This is a genomic window from Streptomyces sp. NPDC029296 (assembly GCF_055569255.1).
Genome location: NZ_JBVHXT010000024.1, coordinates 128,618 through 145,541 on the forward strand (window position 1 = coordinate 128,618; position 16,924 = coordinate 145,541).

Consider the following 16,924-nt stretch of genomic DNA (forward strand, 5'->3'; position numbering starts at 1 on the left):
GGCACCGCCGGTTTCAAAGGGAGGTTGCAGAAACGCTGTCGGTCGGGGAGAAGACGAAGGAGAACTCCGCCGGTTCGGCCCGCAGGTGGTAGCGGGGCAGCGGGGCCGGGCCGCAGGACTGGGAGCCGATGCCGTGCTGCCCGTGGTCGAGGTTCACCCAGACCGTGTCCCCGGGCACCAGGTCGGTGCGGTGCGCGGCGGCGTCCAGCTGTTCGGTGGTCCAGCGGCGGGCGGTGAGCTGGAAGACCGGGTCGCCCTCGATCCGCAGTCCGCCCAGTTCCGCCCAGCGCACGTCGATCCGGGCGCCGTTCTCCTGCGGGCGGACGTACGGCGTCTGGAGGTCGTCCACGGCCGCCTCCCAGCGGCCGGTCAGCGCCGCCGCCCGGGTGTCCGGGTACGCCTCGCCCGGGCCGCCGCCGTACCACCGCACCCGGTCGGCGGCCCGCAGCCCGAAGCGGATGCCGAGGCGGGGCAGCGGCACGGTCCAGTCGCCCTGCGGGCCCACGGACACCGTCAGCCGGAGCCGGTCGCCGTCCGACGTCCACCGGTACACCGTCGCGAGCCCCTCTTCCCGGGCGGCCGGCGCCACCCGGGTACGGACCGTCAGGGCGTCCTCGTCCGCCTCGACCGCGTCCAGGCGGTGCCGCATCCGGTGCAGGCCCAGCTTCCGCCACAGCAGTCCGTAGCGCGGATCGCTCTGCCAGGCGGCGCCGTCGTCGTTGTCGGTGGTGGCCCGCCACACGTCCAGCCGCAGCCCCGTCACCGGCACCCCGCCGATCGCCCGCAACGCCCCGGTCCGGGCGTCGAACACGGCCGGGCCGAGCGTGATCACACCGTCACCGGGCACCGGCCGGGCGCTCGCCGCGACGGACGGCACCCGGCGCCATGCCACCGGGACCTGGCCCCAGGCGACGACATGGCCCGCCGGCGCCCACGCGGTGCCGGCGGCGAGCCGCGCCCGGACGGTCCACAGCGCCTCGCCGGACGGCGCCCCGGCCGGTACGGCGGGCAGCCCGACCTCGGCCGACTCGCCCGGGGCCAGCGCGGGCACCGACAGCGCCCCGGAGTCCACCGGCTCGCCCTCGACCTCGTACGACCAGGAGAACGACAGCGCCGACAGGTCCGCGAAGTCGTACTTGTTGGTGATCCGGACCGTGCCCTGCGCGCCGTCGGCCGTGAGGGCGACGGGCTCGATCACCTTCTTGTACTCGACCAGGCCGGGGGAGGGCCGCCGGTCGGGGAACAGCAGGCCGTCGCAGACGAAGTTGCCGTCGTGCAGCTCCTCGCCGAAGTCGCCGCCGTAGGCGTACCCCAGCGCGGGGTGGGCGATGCCGTGGTCGATCCACTCCCAGACGAAGCCGCCCTGGAGCCGGGCGTGGGCCTCGAACAACCACTGGTAGTCGGCGAGTCCGCCGGGGCCGTTGCCCATCGCGTGGGCGTACTCGCAGAGGATGAACGGCAGTTCGCGACGGTGCGGCGGCCCGCCGTCCAGGCCCCGGCCGATCCGCTCCACCTCGGCGTGGCTCGCGTACATCCGGGAGTACACGTCCGTGTCACGGCAGTTGGCGTCGCCCTCGTAGTGCAGCGGCCGGGAGGCGTCGCGGTGGCGGATCCACTCGGCCATCGCGGTCAGGCCCCGCCCGGTGCCCGCCTCGTTGCCCAGCGACCAGACGACGACCGAGGGATGGTTCTTGTCCCGCTCCACCATCCGGGCCGCCCGGTCCAGCAGGGCCGGCGTCCAGCGGTCGTCGTCCACGGGGTTGCCCCGCCAGCCCTGCTCGGTGAAGCCGTGGGTCTCCAGGTCGCACTCGTCGATCACCCACAGCCCGAGTTCGTCGCACAGGTCGAGGAAGGCCGGGTGCGGGGGGTAGTGGGCGGTGCGGACGGCGTTGATGTTGTGCCGCTTCATCAGCAGCACGTCCTCGCGCATGGTCGCGAGGTCCAGCGCCCGCCCCCGCTCCGGGTGCCACTCGTGCCGGTTGACGCCCTTGAACAGCACCGCCTTCCCGTTGACCTTGATCAGCCCGTCGGTCACCGCCACCGTGCGGAAGCCGATGCGCAGCGGCACCCGCTCGCCCCCGGTGGCCAGCACCCCCTCGTACAGCCGGGGCGCCTCCGCCGACCACGGCTCGACCGGCACCGTCACCGGCTCCCCGGTGGGCGCGTCGATGCCCAGCTCCGGCACGGTGACCCGGCCGTCCACGTCGGAGTCGACCCGCAGCGTGCCCGCGCCGGTGGTGTGGTCGTAGGAGGCGTGGACGAAGAAGTCGAGGACGCAGTCCGCCGGGCGGTGCAGCAGGGTGACCCCGCGGAAGATGCCCGGCAGCCACCACTGGTCCTGGTCCTCCAGGTACGAGCCCGCCGACCACTGGTGCACCCGCACGGCCAGCACGTTCCCGGCGGGCCTGAGCAGATGCCCGACCGCGAACTCGTGCGGCAGCCGGGAGCCCTTGAACGCGCCGATGTCCGTGCCGTTCAGCCAGACCCGGGCACAGGACTCCACACCGTCGAAGCGCAGCACCGCGCCGCCGTCCGCCGGCCAGTCGCCGGGCAGGTCGAAGACGCGCAGGTGGTCGCCGGTCGGGTTCTCGGTCGGCACCCGGGGCGGGTCGACCGGGAACGGATAGAGGTGGTTGGTGTAGACCGGGGAGCCATGGCCTTGGAGCACCCAGTGGCCGGGCACCTGGATCCGGGCCCAGTCACGGGCGTCGTACCCGTCCTCGGCGAAGGAGTCGTCCTCGGCGTCGGCCGTGTCCGACAGCCGGAAGCGCCAGGTGCCGTCGAGGGAGAGGGACGGGGCGTCGGAGGACGCGTACCAGGCGCGGGGCGGCAGCGCCCCGGAACCCGGCGAGACGTCCTCGACGTACTCGGTGGTCGTGGTGGTCACGGACATGGTTCTCCTCGCTCAGCCCTTGATGCCGGTCTGCGCGATCCCCTGCACCAGCCAGCGCTGGAGGAAGAGGAACACGAACAGCAGGGGCAGGATCGAAATGGCGGTCGCCATGAAGATCAGGTGGTAGTTGACGGTCTGGTTGGTCATGTACGACGACAGCGCGACCTGGACCGTCCAGGCGCTCGGGTCCTGGCCGATGACCAGTGGCCACAGGAAGGCGTTCCAGCCGCCTATGAAGGTGATCGTGGCGATCGCCGCGAAGAAGTTCAGCGAGTTCGGCACGACGACGCGCCAGTACGCGCCCCAGTACCCGAGCCCGTCCACGCGCGCCGCCTCCTCCAGCTCCTTGGGGAACCCGAGGAAGTACTGCCGGAACAGGAAGCAGGTGAAACCGCTGAACAGCCCCGGGATGATCAGACCCCGGTAGCTGTCCACCCAGCCGAGCGACGACACCAGCACGAAACTCGGCACGAAGGTGACGGCGGCCGGGACCATCAGGGTCACCAGGACGGCGTGGAAGACCGTCGCCGCGTGCCGGTAGGGGATGCGGGCGAGGGCGTAGCCGGCCGGCGAGCACACGACCAGCGTGCCGGCCGTGTGCAGGACGCCGACGACCAGCGAGTTCCACATCGCCCGGCCGAAGTCCACCGTCGGGTCGTCGAACGGCTCGGTGATGTTGCCCCACTGGATGTGCGTGGGGAAGAACTTCCAGTTCTCGCCGGTGATCTCGGGGTCGGTGGACAGGGCGTTGCGGACCAGCAGATAGAAGGGGACCAGGAAGAGCAGCGCGGCCACGCCGGTGGCGAGGTACAGCCCGGTGGAGCTCATCAGCCCGCCGCGCCGGGCGTGCCCGCGGGACTCGGGTGCGGTGGTGGTCACCTGGATTCCTCCCCCCTGCCGAAGCCCATGATCCGGCCCTGGAACAGGGTGACGACACAGATCAGCACGGTCAGTACCACCGCTCCCGCGCTGCCCTTGCCGTAGTTCTGGTCCTGCCCGAGCGCGGTGTAGTACAGCTCGACCAGCGGCGGGCGGCCCCAGGTGGTCTTGGACAGCAGGTTGAAGAACTCGTCGAAGGCCTGGTACGCGGCCACGAGCAGCAACAGGATCACGGCCGTCGAGGTGGCCCGCAGCTGCGGCAGCGTGATGTGCCGGAAGGTCTGCCAGCCGGGCCGGGCGCCGTCGATCGCGGCGGCCTCGTACAGTTCCCGGGGGATGTTCCGCAGCGCGGCCAGGAACAGGATCATGTAGAAGCCGGACTGGAGCCACAGCCGGGCGCTGATGACGACCAGCCAGTACCAGGGCGGGTCCGGGTCGGCGAGCCAGGCGGTGTCGTCCACGCCGAACAGGGCGAGGACGGTGTTGGCCAGGCCGAAGCGCACTCCGTTGAAGATCGACATCTTCCAGATCAGCGAGGCGGCGACATAGCTGCACGCGGTCGGCAGGAAGAACACCGAGCGGCAGAACGCCCGCATGAACCGCAGCCGGTCGACCAGCAGCGCGAGGCCCAGGGCGAGCGCCCAGGTGGTGGGCACGATGAAGGCGGCGAACACGGTGAAGGTGCCGAGCGAGCCCATGAAGCCGCTGTCGGACAGGATCTCCCGGTAGTTGCCCAGCCCCACGAAGTCGCTGGGCGTCACCGTGAAGCGGGCCTCGAAGAAGCTGAGGTAGAGGCTCCAGCCGATCGGGACGTAGACGAAGACGGCGAGCCCGAGCAGGAACGGGCCGGTGAAGAGCCAGAAGGCGAGGGTGCGGCTGTCGCGCGGCCGGCGCCGGGTCTTCGCGGCGGGGGCCGCGGCCCCGTGTGTGGTGGTGGTCGGCATCTCGGGATCCGTCCGCCGGTCTATCCGAACAGCTTCTTCAGCTCGGCGTTCACCGTCTTGTCGCACCTGTCGAGCGCGGCCTGAGGGTCACCGCCCTTGCGGACGCAGTCGGCGAACAGGTTCTCCGTGGCGGTGATCATCGCCTGGGTCCAGCCGATGTTGTCGAAGTGCCCGTACTCGTTGAAGAGCCGCACGCCCTCCGCCGGCAGGCCCGACCTCAGCTTCCCGGACGACCGCGCGAGGGAGGCGCGCGGCGGGATGTGGAAGCCGTACGACGTGGCCCAGTCCTCCTGGTACTTCTTCCGGTCGATCCACAGCCACTTCACGTACTCCTTGGCCGCGTCGACGTTCCGCCCCTTGGCGTTGACGAACATCGACCAGCCGCCGTTGTACACCGACGGCCGGCCCGCGTCGCCGGTCTTCGGGAACGGCATGACGCCGAGGTCGTCGCCGAGGGTCCGCTGGAACTGCGGCATGGCCCACATGCCGCAGAACTGGATCGCGCACAGGCCCTGGTTCAGCGCCGAGGGGTCCCAGAAGTCGGCCGGGGCGTCCAGCAGCAGATGTCCGCTGGTGAACAGCTTCCGCATGGTCCTCAGACCCGCGACCACGGCGTCCGTGTGGTAGGCGATCTCGTTCTTCTCGTCCAGGGTGTCCGCGCCGGCCGACCAGAACAGCGGGTTGATCACCGCGTGCAGGTCGTTGCCGAGGAACAGGCCCTTGACCTTGCTCGTGGTGAGCCTGGCGGCGGCCTCCACCAGTTCGTCCAGCGTCCGCGGCGGCTCGACGCCCGCCTTCTCCAGCAGGGACTTGCGGTAGAAGAAGAACTGCGGGTCGTCGATCATCCGCACGCCGTAGATCCTGCCGTCCACGGTGTGCGACCGGATGTCGGCCTGGTTGAAGTCGGACTTCACCGGCGCGACGAGGTCGGTCAGGTCCGCCACCTGGCCGCTCCTGACGAGCTGGATCTGGGGGTGGAACTCGAACAGGTCCGGCGCCTGGTCGGTGAGCAGGGCCGCGAAGAGCTTGCTCTCGAAGTTGGAGCCGGTGATCCACCGCGTGGTCACGTCCGCCTTGGAGTACGCCGCCGCGTAGCGCTTGACCGCCTGCTCGGTGCCCGGCTCGCCGTAGGCGTGGAAGTACTGGACGAGGTGCTCGCCCGGACCCGCGCCGCCGCCACGGCCGTTGTTGCCGCCGCAGGCGCCGAGCGCACCGGCGGCGGCCAGGCCCGCGGCGGCCCGGAATATCGATCGGCGGTCCCAGGTGCTGCTCTGTGCCGACATGCTGACGTCCTTGTCTGTCGGGGGCGGCTGCGGCTCGCACGTCCGGCGGCCGGTGGGCCGAAGGGGGCGTGGTGCGGGACGCTAACCTTCGCCCAATCCTTCGGCAAGGGGTCGGACGAAGCCCGCGCGAGTTGTTGCACTCCGTTCGGCACCGCGAACGGCCTTACGGACAAGGGGAGATGGGCGCCAGGCTTCGAGGAGCCGCGGACCCTCCTCGGCTACGACAGGAGGGCCACGGGAACGGAAGGGCGGCCGGGGCTCCCCGGCGGCGTCATGCGGACGGTGCCGTGCGGCTTCCCGGGCGCGTCACGCCTGCGGTGCCGTGCGGCTGCCCGCCCGGGTGCGCCGCACCGCCCGCTGCCCGACCGACCGCAGCGCCCCCTCCAGCGCGAACGTGGCCGCGCCGAGGGACACCGGATCGGTGGGGATCGGGGAGAGGACGATCTCGGTGGCGGCCAGCGGCCGGCGCAACGCGTGCCGGGCGACCGCCTGCCGGACCTCGTCGAGCAGCGGTTCGCCCAGCCGGGCGGCCACCCAGCTGCTGAGCACCACCACTTCGGGATTGAGCAGATTGATCAGGTCGGCGATGCCCGCGCCGAGGTAACGGGCGGTGTCCCGGACCACCTGGAGCGCCACCGGGTCCCGCCCGGCCACCGCGCGGGCCAGCGCGTCGATGGTCGCCGTCTGGTCCTCGGGGCGCAACAGGTCGGAATCCGGGCTGAGTTCGCGCAGGTTCCGCATGATGCCGGGCGCGCCGACGTACGTCTCCACACAGCCGCGGTTGCCGCAATGGCACAGCCGGCCGTCCAGCACGAGCGTGGTGTGCCCCCATTCGCCGGCGCTGTTGCTCACCCCCCGGTGCAGCCCGCCGCCGAGCGCGAGCCCGGCGCCGACACCGGTGCCGAGGTTGACCACGACGGCGTCCCCGCGGCCCCGCGCCGCCCCGAACCACAGCTCGGCCACCGCACAGGCGCGCAGCGGATTGTCCAGGTGGAGGGGGTAGGCGATGTGCTCGGCGAGCAGATCGAGCAACGGCACGTCGTGCCAGTCCCAGTTGGGGGCGTACTCGGCGACCCCGGTGTCCCGGTCCACCTGCCCCGGCACGCTCACCCCGACGCCGAGCACCCGGGCCGGCTCGACACCGGCCTGGGCGAGCACCGAGCCGACGGCGGCGGCGACCCGCCCGACCACCTGCTCGGGCCGGCTCTCCCCGGGCCGCGTCTCCTCCTCGGCCCGGGCCAGCACGTTCAGCGCCAGGTCGAACAGCTCGACGTGGACGTACGTCTCCGCGATGTCCACGCCGATCAGCGCCCCGCCCGACGCGTTGACGGCGACCAGCCCCCGGGGCCGGCCCCCGGCCGAGTCCTCGAACCCCACCTCGGTGATCATGCGGAGGTCCAGCAGCTCGCCGACGAGGGTGGCCACTGTGGCGAGGCTGAGCCCGGTGGCCGCGGCCAGCTCCTGCCGGGAGGTGGGGGACCCGGCGATGATCTCGCGCAGCACCTCGTAGCGGTTCGCGGTGCGGATGTCGCGCGATGTGCGCTTCACGCGGCTGCCCCTCCCATCGGCGTCCGGCCCGGGCCGGGGCGGCGCGGGCACCGGCGCGGGCGTCAGGCTATGGGCTGCGGGGACGTTCGACAAGGGGTTAGGAAAGGGGCTGGAGGAAGTGTCCTCCGGCGGGGCGGGTCACTCCCCGAGCAGCTCGCGCACGAACGCGTTGGTGAACGTGCCCGCCGGGTCCAGCGCACGGGCCAGCGCGCGGAAGTCGCCGAGCCGCGCGTACCGCTCGCGCAGGTCCGCCGCCGGGACGCCGAACACCTTCCCCCAGTGCGGGCGCGGGTCGAACGGGGCCAGCGCCTCCTCCAGCCGGCGCACCACCGGCAGCACCGCCGCCTCGTCGCGCACCCAGGTGAAGTGCAGCGCGACCGAGTCCCGGGCGTGTGCCGGGCTGAGCCACTGCGCGTCGGCGGCGATGGTGCGCACCTCGCAGGTCTGGAGCACCCCGGCGACCGTCTCCCGGACGGCGTCGACCGCGTGCAGCGCGTCCACCGCCGCCGCGCGCGGCAGCAGGTACTCCGACTGGATCTCCTCGCCGCTGCTCGGCGTGAACTCGGCCCGGAAGTGCGGCAGCCGCTCGTGCCAGGGCCCCGGCACCCCGGACTGGAGCGTGCAGTTGACCGCGGGCATCCCCGGCACCGGATGCAGCGCCTGCCTCGCCGGCTCCGCCCACGGGAAGTCCACCGCCGGCTGATCGGTCCGGCGCTTGACCCACACCTGCCCGAAGCCCGGCCGCCGCCAGTCGGTGAACAGGCTCACGCTGTACGCCGACCCCGCCACCGCCTCGAAGTCGAGCCCCTCCAACGGCAGGTCGGTGAACACGTACTGCTCGACCTCGTAGGCCGGCTCCAGGTCCAGGGTGAGCGCGGTGACCACGCCGAGGGCGCCGAGCGAGGTCACCGCACCGTCGAACCGGGGGTCCCCGCGGCCTATCGACACCGCCGAGCCGTCGGCGGTGAGCAGTTCCACCTCCCGTACGGCCGCCGCGAGCGGACCGTTGCCCATCCCCGAGCCGTGGGTGCCGGTCGCCACCGAGCCCGCCACCGAGATGTGCGGCAGCGAGGCCAGGTTGGGCAGGGCCAGCCCGCGGGCGTGGACCGCCCGGGCGAGTTCCGCGTACCGGACCCCACCGGAGACCCGGACCGTACGGGCCGTGGCGTCCACGTCGATCACCGGCTCCAGCCCGGCGATCGACACCAGCACTCCTTCCTCGCCGGGGTCGGCGATCCGGTTGAAGGAGTGCCCGCTGCCCAGGACCCGCACCTTCGTGCTGCCGGCCACCACCGACCGCAGCGCCTCGAACGTGTCCGGGCGGTGGAACTCCTTGACCGTGTACGAGACGCTGCGCGCCCAGTTGGTGACCGTCTCCGTCACGTCCGTCATCCTGACTCCCTCACCTGGTGATCCGTTGACCCTCTCATCGGCCGGGACCTACCGTAGAGAACGGTTGCTGTCCGCGCGTCACCGAGCCGGGAGGCCCCTTCCTTGACCGAGCGGCCGTACGCCCTGTTCGCCATGACAGCCCGGAACGTGCCGGCGGTGTTCCCGCCGGAACTGCTGCGGCGGCTGCGGGCGTGCGTGGACATCGACCCCGCCCTGGTGGCGGAGGACTTCACCGCCCCCCGGGTACGGCGGGCCCTCGCCCGGACCGAGATCCTCGTCACCGGCTGGGGCTGCCCCCGCCTGGAGGCGGCCGTCCTGGACGCGGCACCGCGCCTGCGGGCCGTGCTGCACGCGGCTGGCTCGGTGAAGGGCTTCACCACGGCCGAGGTGTGGCGGCGGGGCATCGCCGTCTCCTCGGCCGCCGAGGCCAACGCCCTGCCCGTCGCCGAGTACGCCCTCGCCATGATCCTGCTCGCCGGCAAGGACGTCTTCGCCCTGCGCGACGCGATGCGCGCCCGGCGCGCCGTCCCCTACGACGGCGTCCTCCCCGGCGTCGGCAACCACGGCCGCCGCGTCGGCGTCGTCGGCGCCTCCCGGGTCGGCCGCCGCCTGATCGACCTGCTGCGCCCGCACGACCTCGACGTCACCCTGGCCGACCCGTACGTGGACACGGCGGAGGCGGCCCGGCTCGGCGTGCCGCTGCGGCCGCTGGACGACCTGCTGCGCACCAGCGACATCGTCAGCCTGCACGCCCCGCAGACCGCCGAGACCCGCCGTCTGATCGGGGCCCGCGAACTCGGCCTGATGCGCGACGGGGCCGTGCTGATCAACACCGCGCGCGGCGCCCTGGTCGACCACGAGGCGCTGGTCGCGCACCTGCGCTCGGGGCGCCTGAGCGCCGTGCTGGACGTGACCGACCCCGAGCCGCTGCCCGCCGGCTCCCCGCTGTACGACCTGCCGAACGCCTTCGTCACCCCGCACCTGGCGGGCTCGCTGGGCAACGAGGTGGCCCGCCTCGGCCGGACGGTGGTCCAGGAGGCGGAGCGGCTGTCCCGCGGCGAGCCCCTGCGGCACGCCGTCGACCACGCGGCACTGGAACGGACGGCCTGACCCCCGGCACCGCCGCCCACCGGGGGCCGGGGCGCCCCCGGGCCGGCCCGGCGCCGGACCGCGTCACGCGCCGGGCGGGGGACCCGGCACCGCCGGGCCCGGGACGGGGGCATACGGTGTGAGCCGTACGCCTGAACCGGGAGGAGAAAGACGAATGGGCAGTCGTACCGCGCTGGTCGAGGATCTGATGGAGCGGTTCCCGCACGTCCCCCGGGAGGCCGTCTTCAAAGAGGACCTGCTCCGGGGCGGTGTCGCCTTCGACGAGTCCGCCCTGAGCGACAACGAGGACGGGGACGTCAAGCCGAAGTCCTACTTCATCTTCTCCTTCGACCACGGCACCCTGCCCGAGCTGGGCGAGGCCGCGCTGCGCCGGCCCCCGGAGGAGATCATCCTCACCGGCGGCCCGTACGACCTGCGGCGCACGGTCGTCTCCGTCCGGGTGAACCCCGCCTCGCCCTACCGGGTCGCCGCCGACGAGGAGGGACTGCTCGGGCTCTACCTCGACGGCCGCCGCATCGCCGACGTCGGCGTGCCGCCGATGCCCGAGTACTACCGGCACACCCTCTCCAACGGGAAGTCCGTGATGGAGGTCGCCCCGACTATCCAGTGGGGCTACCTCATCTACCTGACCGTCTTCCGGGTCTGCCAGTACTTCGGCGCCAAGGAGGAGTGCCAGTACTGCGACATCAATCACAACTGGCGCCAGCACAAGGCGGCCGGCCGGCCCTACACCGGGGTGAAGGACGTCGAGGAGGTCCTCGAGGCCCTGGAGATCATCGACCGGTACGACACCCAGAAGGCGTCCACCGCCTACACCCTCACCGGCGGCGCGATCACTTCCAAGGTGGCGGGCCGCGACGAGGCCGACTTCTACGGCCACTACGCCAAGGCCATCGAGGAGCGCTTCCCGGGCCGCTGGATCGGCAAGGTCGTCGCCCAGGCGCTGCCCAAGGCGGACGTCCAGCGGTTCAAGGACTACGGCGTGCAGATCTACCACCCCAACTTCGAGGTGTGGGACCGCCGGCTGTTCGAGCTGTACTGCCCCGGCAAGGAGCGCTACGTCGGCCGGGACGAGTGGCACCGCCGGATCCTGGACTCCGCCGAGGTGTTCGGCGCGCGGAACGTGATCCCGAACTTCGTGGCGGGCGTGGAGATGGCCGAGCCGTTCGGCTTCACCACCGTCGACGAGGCCATCGCCTCCACCACCGAGGGCCTGCGCTTCTTCATGTCGCACGGCATCACGCCCCGCTTCACCACTTGGTGCCCGGAGCCCACCACCCCGCTCGGCAAGGCCAACCCGCAGGGCGCGCCGCTGGAGTACCACATCCGGCTGCTGGAGGCCTACCGGCGGACCATGGACGACTTCGGCCTGTCCTCCCCGCCCGGCTACGGCCCGCCCGGACCCGGCCGCGCCGTGTTCTCCGTCAGCTCCTTCATGGACAGCCTGCCCGCCGACGAGCCGGTGGAGCCGGCCGGGGGCACGACGGTCGCCACCGTGGGTGACCGTATGTGAGCAGCCCGTTTGTCAGTCGTGTCGAAGACGTGAAAGGCTCTGTGCCCGCCGCGAGGTTTTCCGCAACTCCCCCTTCCCCCTCCGGAGAGTTGACCTCGTTCGTGGATGCGGGAGTCCCATGTCCGACCTGCCGACCCCCCGGAGCGACACCGAGGCCGCGTCGTTCTCGGAGTACTGGGACGTGGTGCTCTCCTACGCGGACCTGTGCACCGCCGGCTCGCCGACGGCCCACCACCTGGCCACCGAGGCGTTCACCGCCGGTCTGCCCGAGGTCCGCGCCGCCGCCGGCGGCCCCGTGCGCGGCCCGGGCCGCCGCGCCCCGGGGCTGCCGCCGATCCCGGCGCTGCTCACCGCCGTACGCGACACCGCGGCGGCCTGGGAGGCCGACGGCCGGGGACACCGGCTCGACCCCGGCCTGAGGCTGTGGCTCCACTCCGAGGGCGCCGCCCGGTTCGCCGGGCCGCCACGGGGCCGCCCGATCGCCCTGCGCGTCCTCAGGGACCTCCCCAGGGCGGACGCGGAGCTGCTGTGGCTGGCCGAGGTCGAGGCGCTCCCGCTGCCCACCGTGGCCCGCCGCCTCGGCCTGGACCCGGCCGGCGCCGCCGGTGCGCTGGACCGGGTCCGCGCCCTGTTCCGGGACCGCTGCCGCCGCGCCCACCTCGACTCCCCGCCGGCCGCGCCCTGCCGCGGCCACGCCCGCCTGCTGGAGGGGGGCACCCGCTCCCCGGCCGCCGAGATCCCCGCCGACCTCTCCCGGCACCTCGCCACCTGCGCGCGGTGCGCCGAGGCCGCCGCCTGTCTGCGCCCGCACGGCGGCGGACTGCCCGCCGCGCTGGCCGGCCAAGTCGTCGGCTGGGGCGGCCTCGCCTATCTGGAACGCCGCCGCCGCGCCTCCGAGGTCCGCCTCGGCGCGGCCGGCCCCGATCCGGACGCCGCCGACGCGGCCCCGGGCCGCCGCCGGGTGCCGCGCGGCGGGCCGCTGCTGACCGCCGTCGTACTGTCGGCGCTGGCGCTCGGGGCGTCACTGACACGGTTCGGCGGCTCCGGCGACGGCACGGCGCCCCCCGAGGACACCGCCGCCGTGCGCGAGGACACCGCGGCCCGCGACGCCCGCCCCCCGGCCGCCGCCTCGGACGCCTCCCGCACCGCCCCCCACCCCACCGGCGGCGGCACCCCCGCCGCCCCGCCCACCCCGACCGGGATTCCCTCCGCCGACGCGGCACCGTCCGCCGAAGAGAAACCGTCCCTCGAAGGGAAACCGTCCCCCGGAGACAAACCGCACGCCGGCGGGGAAGCGACCGCCGGCGGGAAGGCGGGTGCCGACGGGACGCCGGGCCCCGGGCCCGGGGGCGCCTCCGCCGCCTCCCGCGGGGCCGGCGCCTCCGCCCCGTCCGCCGGCTGCCGGGTCGTCTACCGCCTGGACGGCCAGTGGCCCGGCGGCTTCCAGGCCACGGTCACCGTCACCACCGACCGGGCCCCCACCGGCCGCCGGCTCTCCTGGACCTTCCCCGACGGCCAGCGCATCGGCCAGACCTGGAACGCCACCGCCCACCAGGACGGCACCCGGGTCACCGCCACCGCCGCCGACTACGCGGGAACGGCCCCGGCCCGCTCCACCCTGTCCTTCGGGTTCCTCGGCACCTGGCGGCAACAGAACCGCGTCCCGTCCGACTTCCGGCTCGACGGGGCGTCCTGCGCCGCGAGTTGAGGACCCGGCGAAAATGCTTTGACGCACCGACCCGCCCGCGGGCTACAGTTGCCCCACACGCCGAGGCGGCGTGCGAACACGAGAGAGAACGAGGAGGTGTCGACCGATGGCTGTCACTGTGCCGGGCGCTGCCCGCATCCAGGAACTCCTCAAGTCCACCTCCGTGGCCGCCGGCTGAACCCACCGCGCAGCGTGCGCGTGTGCCCGGGGCCACCCTTGTGAAGGGTCTCTCCCCTTGTCTTCCACCTCTGCTGTGTTCTCCGCCCTCGCCCCCTACGGCTGGGACGAGGACTGGGCCGACGCGTTCGCCCCGTTCGCGGCCGACGGGCTGCTGCCCGGCCGGGTCGTGCGGGTCGACCGGGGCCAGTGCGACGTCGTCACCGCGGCCGGCACCCTCCGCGCCGACACCGAGTACGTCGTGCCCCGCGACCCGATGAAGGTCGTGTGCACCGGGGACTGGGTCGCCGTCGATCCCGAGGGCGACCCGCGCTACGTGCGGGCCTATCTGCCCCGCCGCACCGCCTTCGTCCGCTCCACCTCCTCCAAGCGGTCCGAGGGACAGATCCTCGCCGCCAACGTCGACCACGCCGTCGTCGCCGTCTCCCTCGCCGTGGAACTCGACCTCGGCCGCGTCGAACGGTTCCTCGCCCTCGCCTGGGAGTCCGGGGCCCAGCCCGTCGTCGTCCTCACCAAGGCCGACCTCGTGCCCGACCCGGCCACCCTCGGCCACCTCGTGCAGGACGTGGAGACCAGCGCGCCCGGCGTGCCCGTGCTCACCGTCAGCGCCCTGCACGGCGACGGACTCGACGTGCTCGTGGCGCTCGTCGGCTCCGGTACGAGCGTGCTGCTCGGCCAGTCCGGCGCCGGCAAGTCCACCCTCGCCAACGCGCTCGTCGGCGCGGACGTCATGGACGTCCGGGCCGCCCGGGACGTCGACGGCAAGGGCCGGCACACCACGACCACCCGCAACCTGCTCGCCCTGCCCACCGGCGGGGTGCTCATCGACACCCCCGGGCTGCGCGGCGTCGGCCTCTTCGACGCCGGGGAGGGCGTCGGGCAGGTGTTCGCCGAGATCGAGGAGCTGGCCCGGCGGTGCCGGTTCCACGACTGCGCCCACGAGAGCGAGCCGGGGTGCGCGGTGCGCTCCGCCGTCGCGGACGGCGCGCTTCCCGAGCGGCGGCTGGAGAGCTACCGCAAGCTGATGCGGGAGAACCAGTGGATCGCGGCCAAGACCGACGCCCGGGTCCGCGCGGAACTGCGCCGGGACTGGAAACGGAAGGGAGCCGAGGGCCGGGCGGCCATGGAGGCCAAGCGCGGACGCTGGAGCTAGGCGTCCGATTCCCGCTGGCCCGTGCCCCGCGGCCGGGACCACACTGGGAGACGTGAAGGACGAGGACAGCAGGTACGAGGCGGTACGCAGCCGGGACGCGCGGTTCGACGGGGTGTTCTTCTTCGCCGTCGAGACCACCGGCATCTACTGCCGTCCCAGCTGCCCGGCCGTCACACCGAAACGGCACAACGTGCGGTTCTTCGCGACGGCCGCCGCCGCGCAGGGCTCCGGTTTCCGGGCCTGCCGGCGGTGCCGGCCGGACGCCGTGCCGGGCTCCGCGGAGTGGAACGTCCGCGCGGACGTCACCGGCCGGGCCATGCGCCTGATCGCCGACGGCGTCGTGGACCGCGAGGGCGTCGCCGGGCTCGCCGCGCGGCTCGGCTACAGCGCCCGGCAGGTCCAGCGGCAGCTCACCGCCGAACTGGGCGCCGGGCCGGTGGCGCTCGCCCGGACGCAGCGTGCGCACACCGCGCGCGTGCTGCTCCAGACCACCGGCCTGCCGGTGACCGAGATCGCGTTCGCGTCCGGGTTCGCCAGCGTGCGGCAGTTCAACGACACCATCCGCGAGGTGTACGCCGCGACGCCGACCGAGCTGCGGGCCGCCGCCCTCGGGGACCGCGCCGCCCGCCGGGCCGCGCCCGGCGCGGGTATCCCGCTCCGGCTCGCCCACCGCGGCCCCTACCAGACGGCCGCCGTCTTCGACCAGCTCGCCGGGGAGGCCGTACCCGGTGTCGAGGAGGTGACCGGCGCGCCGGGCACCCGCACCTACCGGCGCACCCTGCGGCTGCCCTACGGCACCGGGGTCGCCGCCGTCCGGGAACGCGCCCGCGCGGCACGCGCCGGCGGCGGCACCCACCCGGGCGGCTGGCTCGACGCCCGGCTGCACCTCACCGACCCCAGGGACCTCACCACCGCCGTGCAGCGGCTGCGCCGGCTGTTCGACCTGGACGCCGACCCGTACGCCGTCGACGAACGGCTCGGCGCCGACCCCCGGCTCGCCCCGCTGGTCGCCGCCCGCCCCGGGCTGCGCTCGCCCGGCGCCGTGGACCCCCTGGAGACCGCCGCCCGCGCCCTGGCCGGACCCGAGGGCGCCGGGGAACTGGCACGCCGGTACGGCAAGCCGCTCGACGCGCCGCACCGCGGCCTCACCCACCTCTTCCCCGAGCCCGCCGCGCTCGCCGAGGCCGAGCCCGACGGCCCGCTGGGCGCGCTCGCCGCCGCCCTCGCCGACGGCACGGTACGGCTGGACCCGGGCGCCGACCGGCACACCGCCGAGGAGGCCCTGCTCGCCCTGCCCGGCATGGACCCGGACACCGTCGCCACCCTCCGCGTCCGCGCCCTCGGCGACCCCGACGCGGCACCGCCCGGCGCCGGCCTCCCCGACGCCTGACGGCCCTGGCGCTCGTACGCCGTCCGGCACCTGCGGGTGGCGGGGGAGCGGATCCCCTGAAGCCCGGCCCCGCCCCGGCACCGTCGGACTCCCCGGCACCCGAGAAGTGAGGAACACCGGCCCGATGACCACCGTGTACTACACCCACCTGGACGCCCCCGTCGGGCCGCTGCTGCTCACCGCGGACGCGGACGGCGCGCTCACCTCGCTGTCCGTGCCCGGGCAGAAGGGCGGGCGGACCGTACTGGACGGCTGGCGGCCGGACGCCGGGCCCTTCCGGGCCGCCGCCGACCAGCTCGCCGCCTACTTCGCGGGCGAGCGGACGGAGTTCCGGCTGCCGCTGCGGGCCGTCGGCACCGCGTTCCGCGAGCGGGTGTGGGCCGCGCTGGACGACGTGCCCTACGGCACCACCGTCACCTACGGGGAGATCGCCGCTCGCGTCGGCGCGCCCCGCGCCGCCGTGCGCGCGGTCGGCGGCGCGATCGGCGCCAATCCGCTGCTGATCCTGCGCCCCTGCCACCGGGTCGTCGGCGCGAACGGGGCGATGACCGGGTACGCGGGGGGACTCGAAGGCAAGGTACGGCTGCTCACCCTGGAGGGCGTCCTGCGCCAGTAGCCGTGCGCGTCCGCGGTACTCGTGAGCGTGCGGTCAGTCGAGCGCCCGTACCACCAGCCGCGCCACGCCCGCGACTCCCCGCCCGACCCACCCGAGCAGCCCCGTCTCCACAACGACTTCGGTGACGTCCGCGGTCGTCTCCACCCGGCCCGCCCGGTCCTGCTCCCGGTCCGCCCCGGAGCCGCACCGGGAGCAGGACCGAGGCCGGGGGGGGGGGGGGGGGGGGGGTCTCTCCCCCCCCCCCCCCCCCCCCCCCTCCCCCCCCCCCCCCTCCCCCCCCCCCCCACCCCCCCCCCGGCACAGTTGCGTCCCCCCCCC

12 protein-coding genes are annotated in these 16,924 nt (G+C 74.0%); 6 read left to right on the forward strand and 6 right to left on the reverse strand.

Annotated elements, in window-relative coordinates:
* Positions 1-13: 13 nt before the first annotated feature.
* From ACZ4W9_RS22090 to ACZ4W9_RS22115, 6 genes are all read right to left on the reverse strand, one after another.
* Positions 14-2,893, reverse strand: coding sequence for a glycoside hydrolase family 2 TIM barrel-domain containing protein (locus ACZ4W9_RS22090; protein WP_467938352.1), 2,880 nt, complete (start codon positions 2,891-2,893; stop codon positions 14-16).
* Positions 2,894-2,905: 12 nt separating this feature from the next.
* Positions 2,906-3,772 (reverse strand): carbohydrate ABC transporter permease, encoded by an 867-nt coding sequence (locus ACZ4W9_RS22095; protein ID WP_467938355.1) that lies wholly within the window; start codon positions 3,770-3,772, stop codon positions 2,906-2,908.
* A complete protein-coding gene (locus tag ACZ4W9_RS22100; RefSeq protein WP_467938357.1) occupies positions 3,769-4,716 on the reverse strand; it encodes a carbohydrate ABC transporter permease in 948 nt (315 codons plus the stop codon). Before ACZ4W9_RS22100 ends, ACZ4W9_RS22095 begins: the two co-directional genes overlap by 4 nt.
* Positions 4,717-4,736: 20 nt before the next feature.
* Positions 4,737-5,999, reverse strand: a complete 1,263-nt coding sequence (locus ACZ4W9_RS22105) for an ABC transporter substrate-binding protein (protein ID WP_467938359.1) — start codon at positions 5,997-5,999, stop codon at positions 4,737-4,739.
* A gap of 306 nt (positions 6,000-6,305) precedes the next feature.
* Positions 6,306-7,547, reverse strand: coding sequence for an ROK family transcriptional regulator (locus ACZ4W9_RS22110; protein ID WP_467938361.1), 1,242 nt, complete (start codon positions 7,545-7,547; stop codon positions 6,306-6,308).
* Positions 7,548-7,685: 138 nt separating this feature from the next.
* Positions 7,686-8,939: an FAD-binding protein gene (locus tag ACZ4W9_RS22115; RefSeq protein WP_467938363.1), complete on the reverse strand. Its 1,254-nt coding sequence runs from the start codon at positions 8,937-8,939 to the stop codon at positions 7,686-7,688.
* Between the two features lie 102 nt (positions 8,940-9,041).
* Here ACZ4W9_RS22115 and ACZ4W9_RS22120 point away from each other — a divergent pair, with 102 nt between their 5' ends.
* The 6 genes from ACZ4W9_RS22120 (at position 9,042) to ACZ4W9_RS22145 (ending at position 16,606) form a co-directional block, all read left to right on the forward strand.
* Positions 9,042-10,049, forward strand: coding sequence for a hydroxyacid dehydrogenase (locus ACZ4W9_RS22120; RefSeq protein ID WP_467938365.1), 1,008 nt, complete (start codon positions 9,042-9,044; stop codon positions 10,047-10,049).
* 154 nt (positions 10,050-10,203) lie between these two features.
* The gene (locus ACZ4W9_RS22125; RefSeq protein ID WP_467938367.1) at positions 10,204-11,562 is read left to right on the forward strand and encodes a radical SAM protein; all 1,359 of its coding nucleotides are present in this window, start codon (positions 10,204-10,206) and stop codon (positions 11,560-11,562) included.
* A 118-nt stretch (positions 11,563-11,680) separates the two neighbouring features.
* Positions 11,681-13,270: a cellulose binding domain-containing protein gene (locus ACZ4W9_RS22130; protein WP_467938369.1), complete on the forward strand. Its 1,590-nt coding sequence runs from the start codon at positions 11,681-11,683 to the stop codon at positions 13,268-13,270.
* Between the two features lie 235 nt (positions 13,271-13,505).
* Entirely contained in the window at positions 13,506-14,600 is a 1,095-nt protein-coding gene (rsgA, locus tag ACZ4W9_RS22135) for a ribosome small subunit-dependent GTPase A (RefSeq protein WP_467938371.1), read from the forward strand.
* Between the two features lie 52 nt (positions 14,601-14,652).
* Positions 14,653-15,990, forward strand: coding sequence for a bifunctional transcriptional activator/DNA repair enzyme AdaA (locus ACZ4W9_RS22140; protein ID WP_467938373.1), 1,338 nt, complete (start codon positions 14,653-14,655; stop codon positions 15,988-15,990).
* Between the two features lie 124 nt (positions 15,991-16,114).
* Positions 16,115-16,606, forward strand: a complete 492-nt coding sequence (locus ACZ4W9_RS22145; protein WP_467938375.1) for a methylated-DNA--[protein]-cysteine S-methyltransferase — start codon at positions 16,115-16,117, stop codon at positions 16,604-16,606.
* Positions 16,607-16,924: the final 318 nt, after the last annotated feature.

What these genes read in the sequence shown, in the direction of transcription:
- ACZ4W9_RS22090 (WP_467938352.1), bottom strand. Translation starts at nt 2,893, where the DNA reads ATGTCCGTGACCACCACGACCACCGAGTACGTCGAGGACGTCTCGCCG.
- ACZ4W9_RS22100 (WP_467938357.1), bottom strand. Translation starts at nt 4,716, where the DNA reads ATGCCGACCACCACCACACACGGGGCCGCGGCCCCCGCCGCGAAGACC.
- ACZ4W9_RS22105 (WP_467938359.1), bottom strand. Translation starts at nt 5,999, where the DNA reads ATGTCGGCACAGAGCAGCACCTGGGACCGCCGATCGATATTCCGGGCC.
- ACZ4W9_RS22115 (WP_467938363.1), bottom strand. Translation starts at nt 8,939, where the DNA reads ATGACGGACGTGACGGAGACGGTCACCAACTGGGCGCGCAGCGTCTCG.
- ACZ4W9_RS22125 (WP_467938367.1), top strand. Translation starts at nt 10,204, where the DNA reads ATGGGCAGTCGTACCGCGCTGGTCGAGGATCTGATGGAGCGGTTCCCG.
- ACZ4W9_RS22130 (WP_467938369.1), top strand. Translation starts at nt 11,681, where the DNA reads ATGTCCGACCTGCCGACCCCCCGGAGCGACACCGAGGCCGCGTCGTTC.
- ACZ4W9_RS22145 (WP_467938375.1), top strand. Translation starts at nt 16,115, where the DNA reads ATGACCACCGTGTACTACACCCACCTGGACGCCCCCGTCGGGCCGCTG.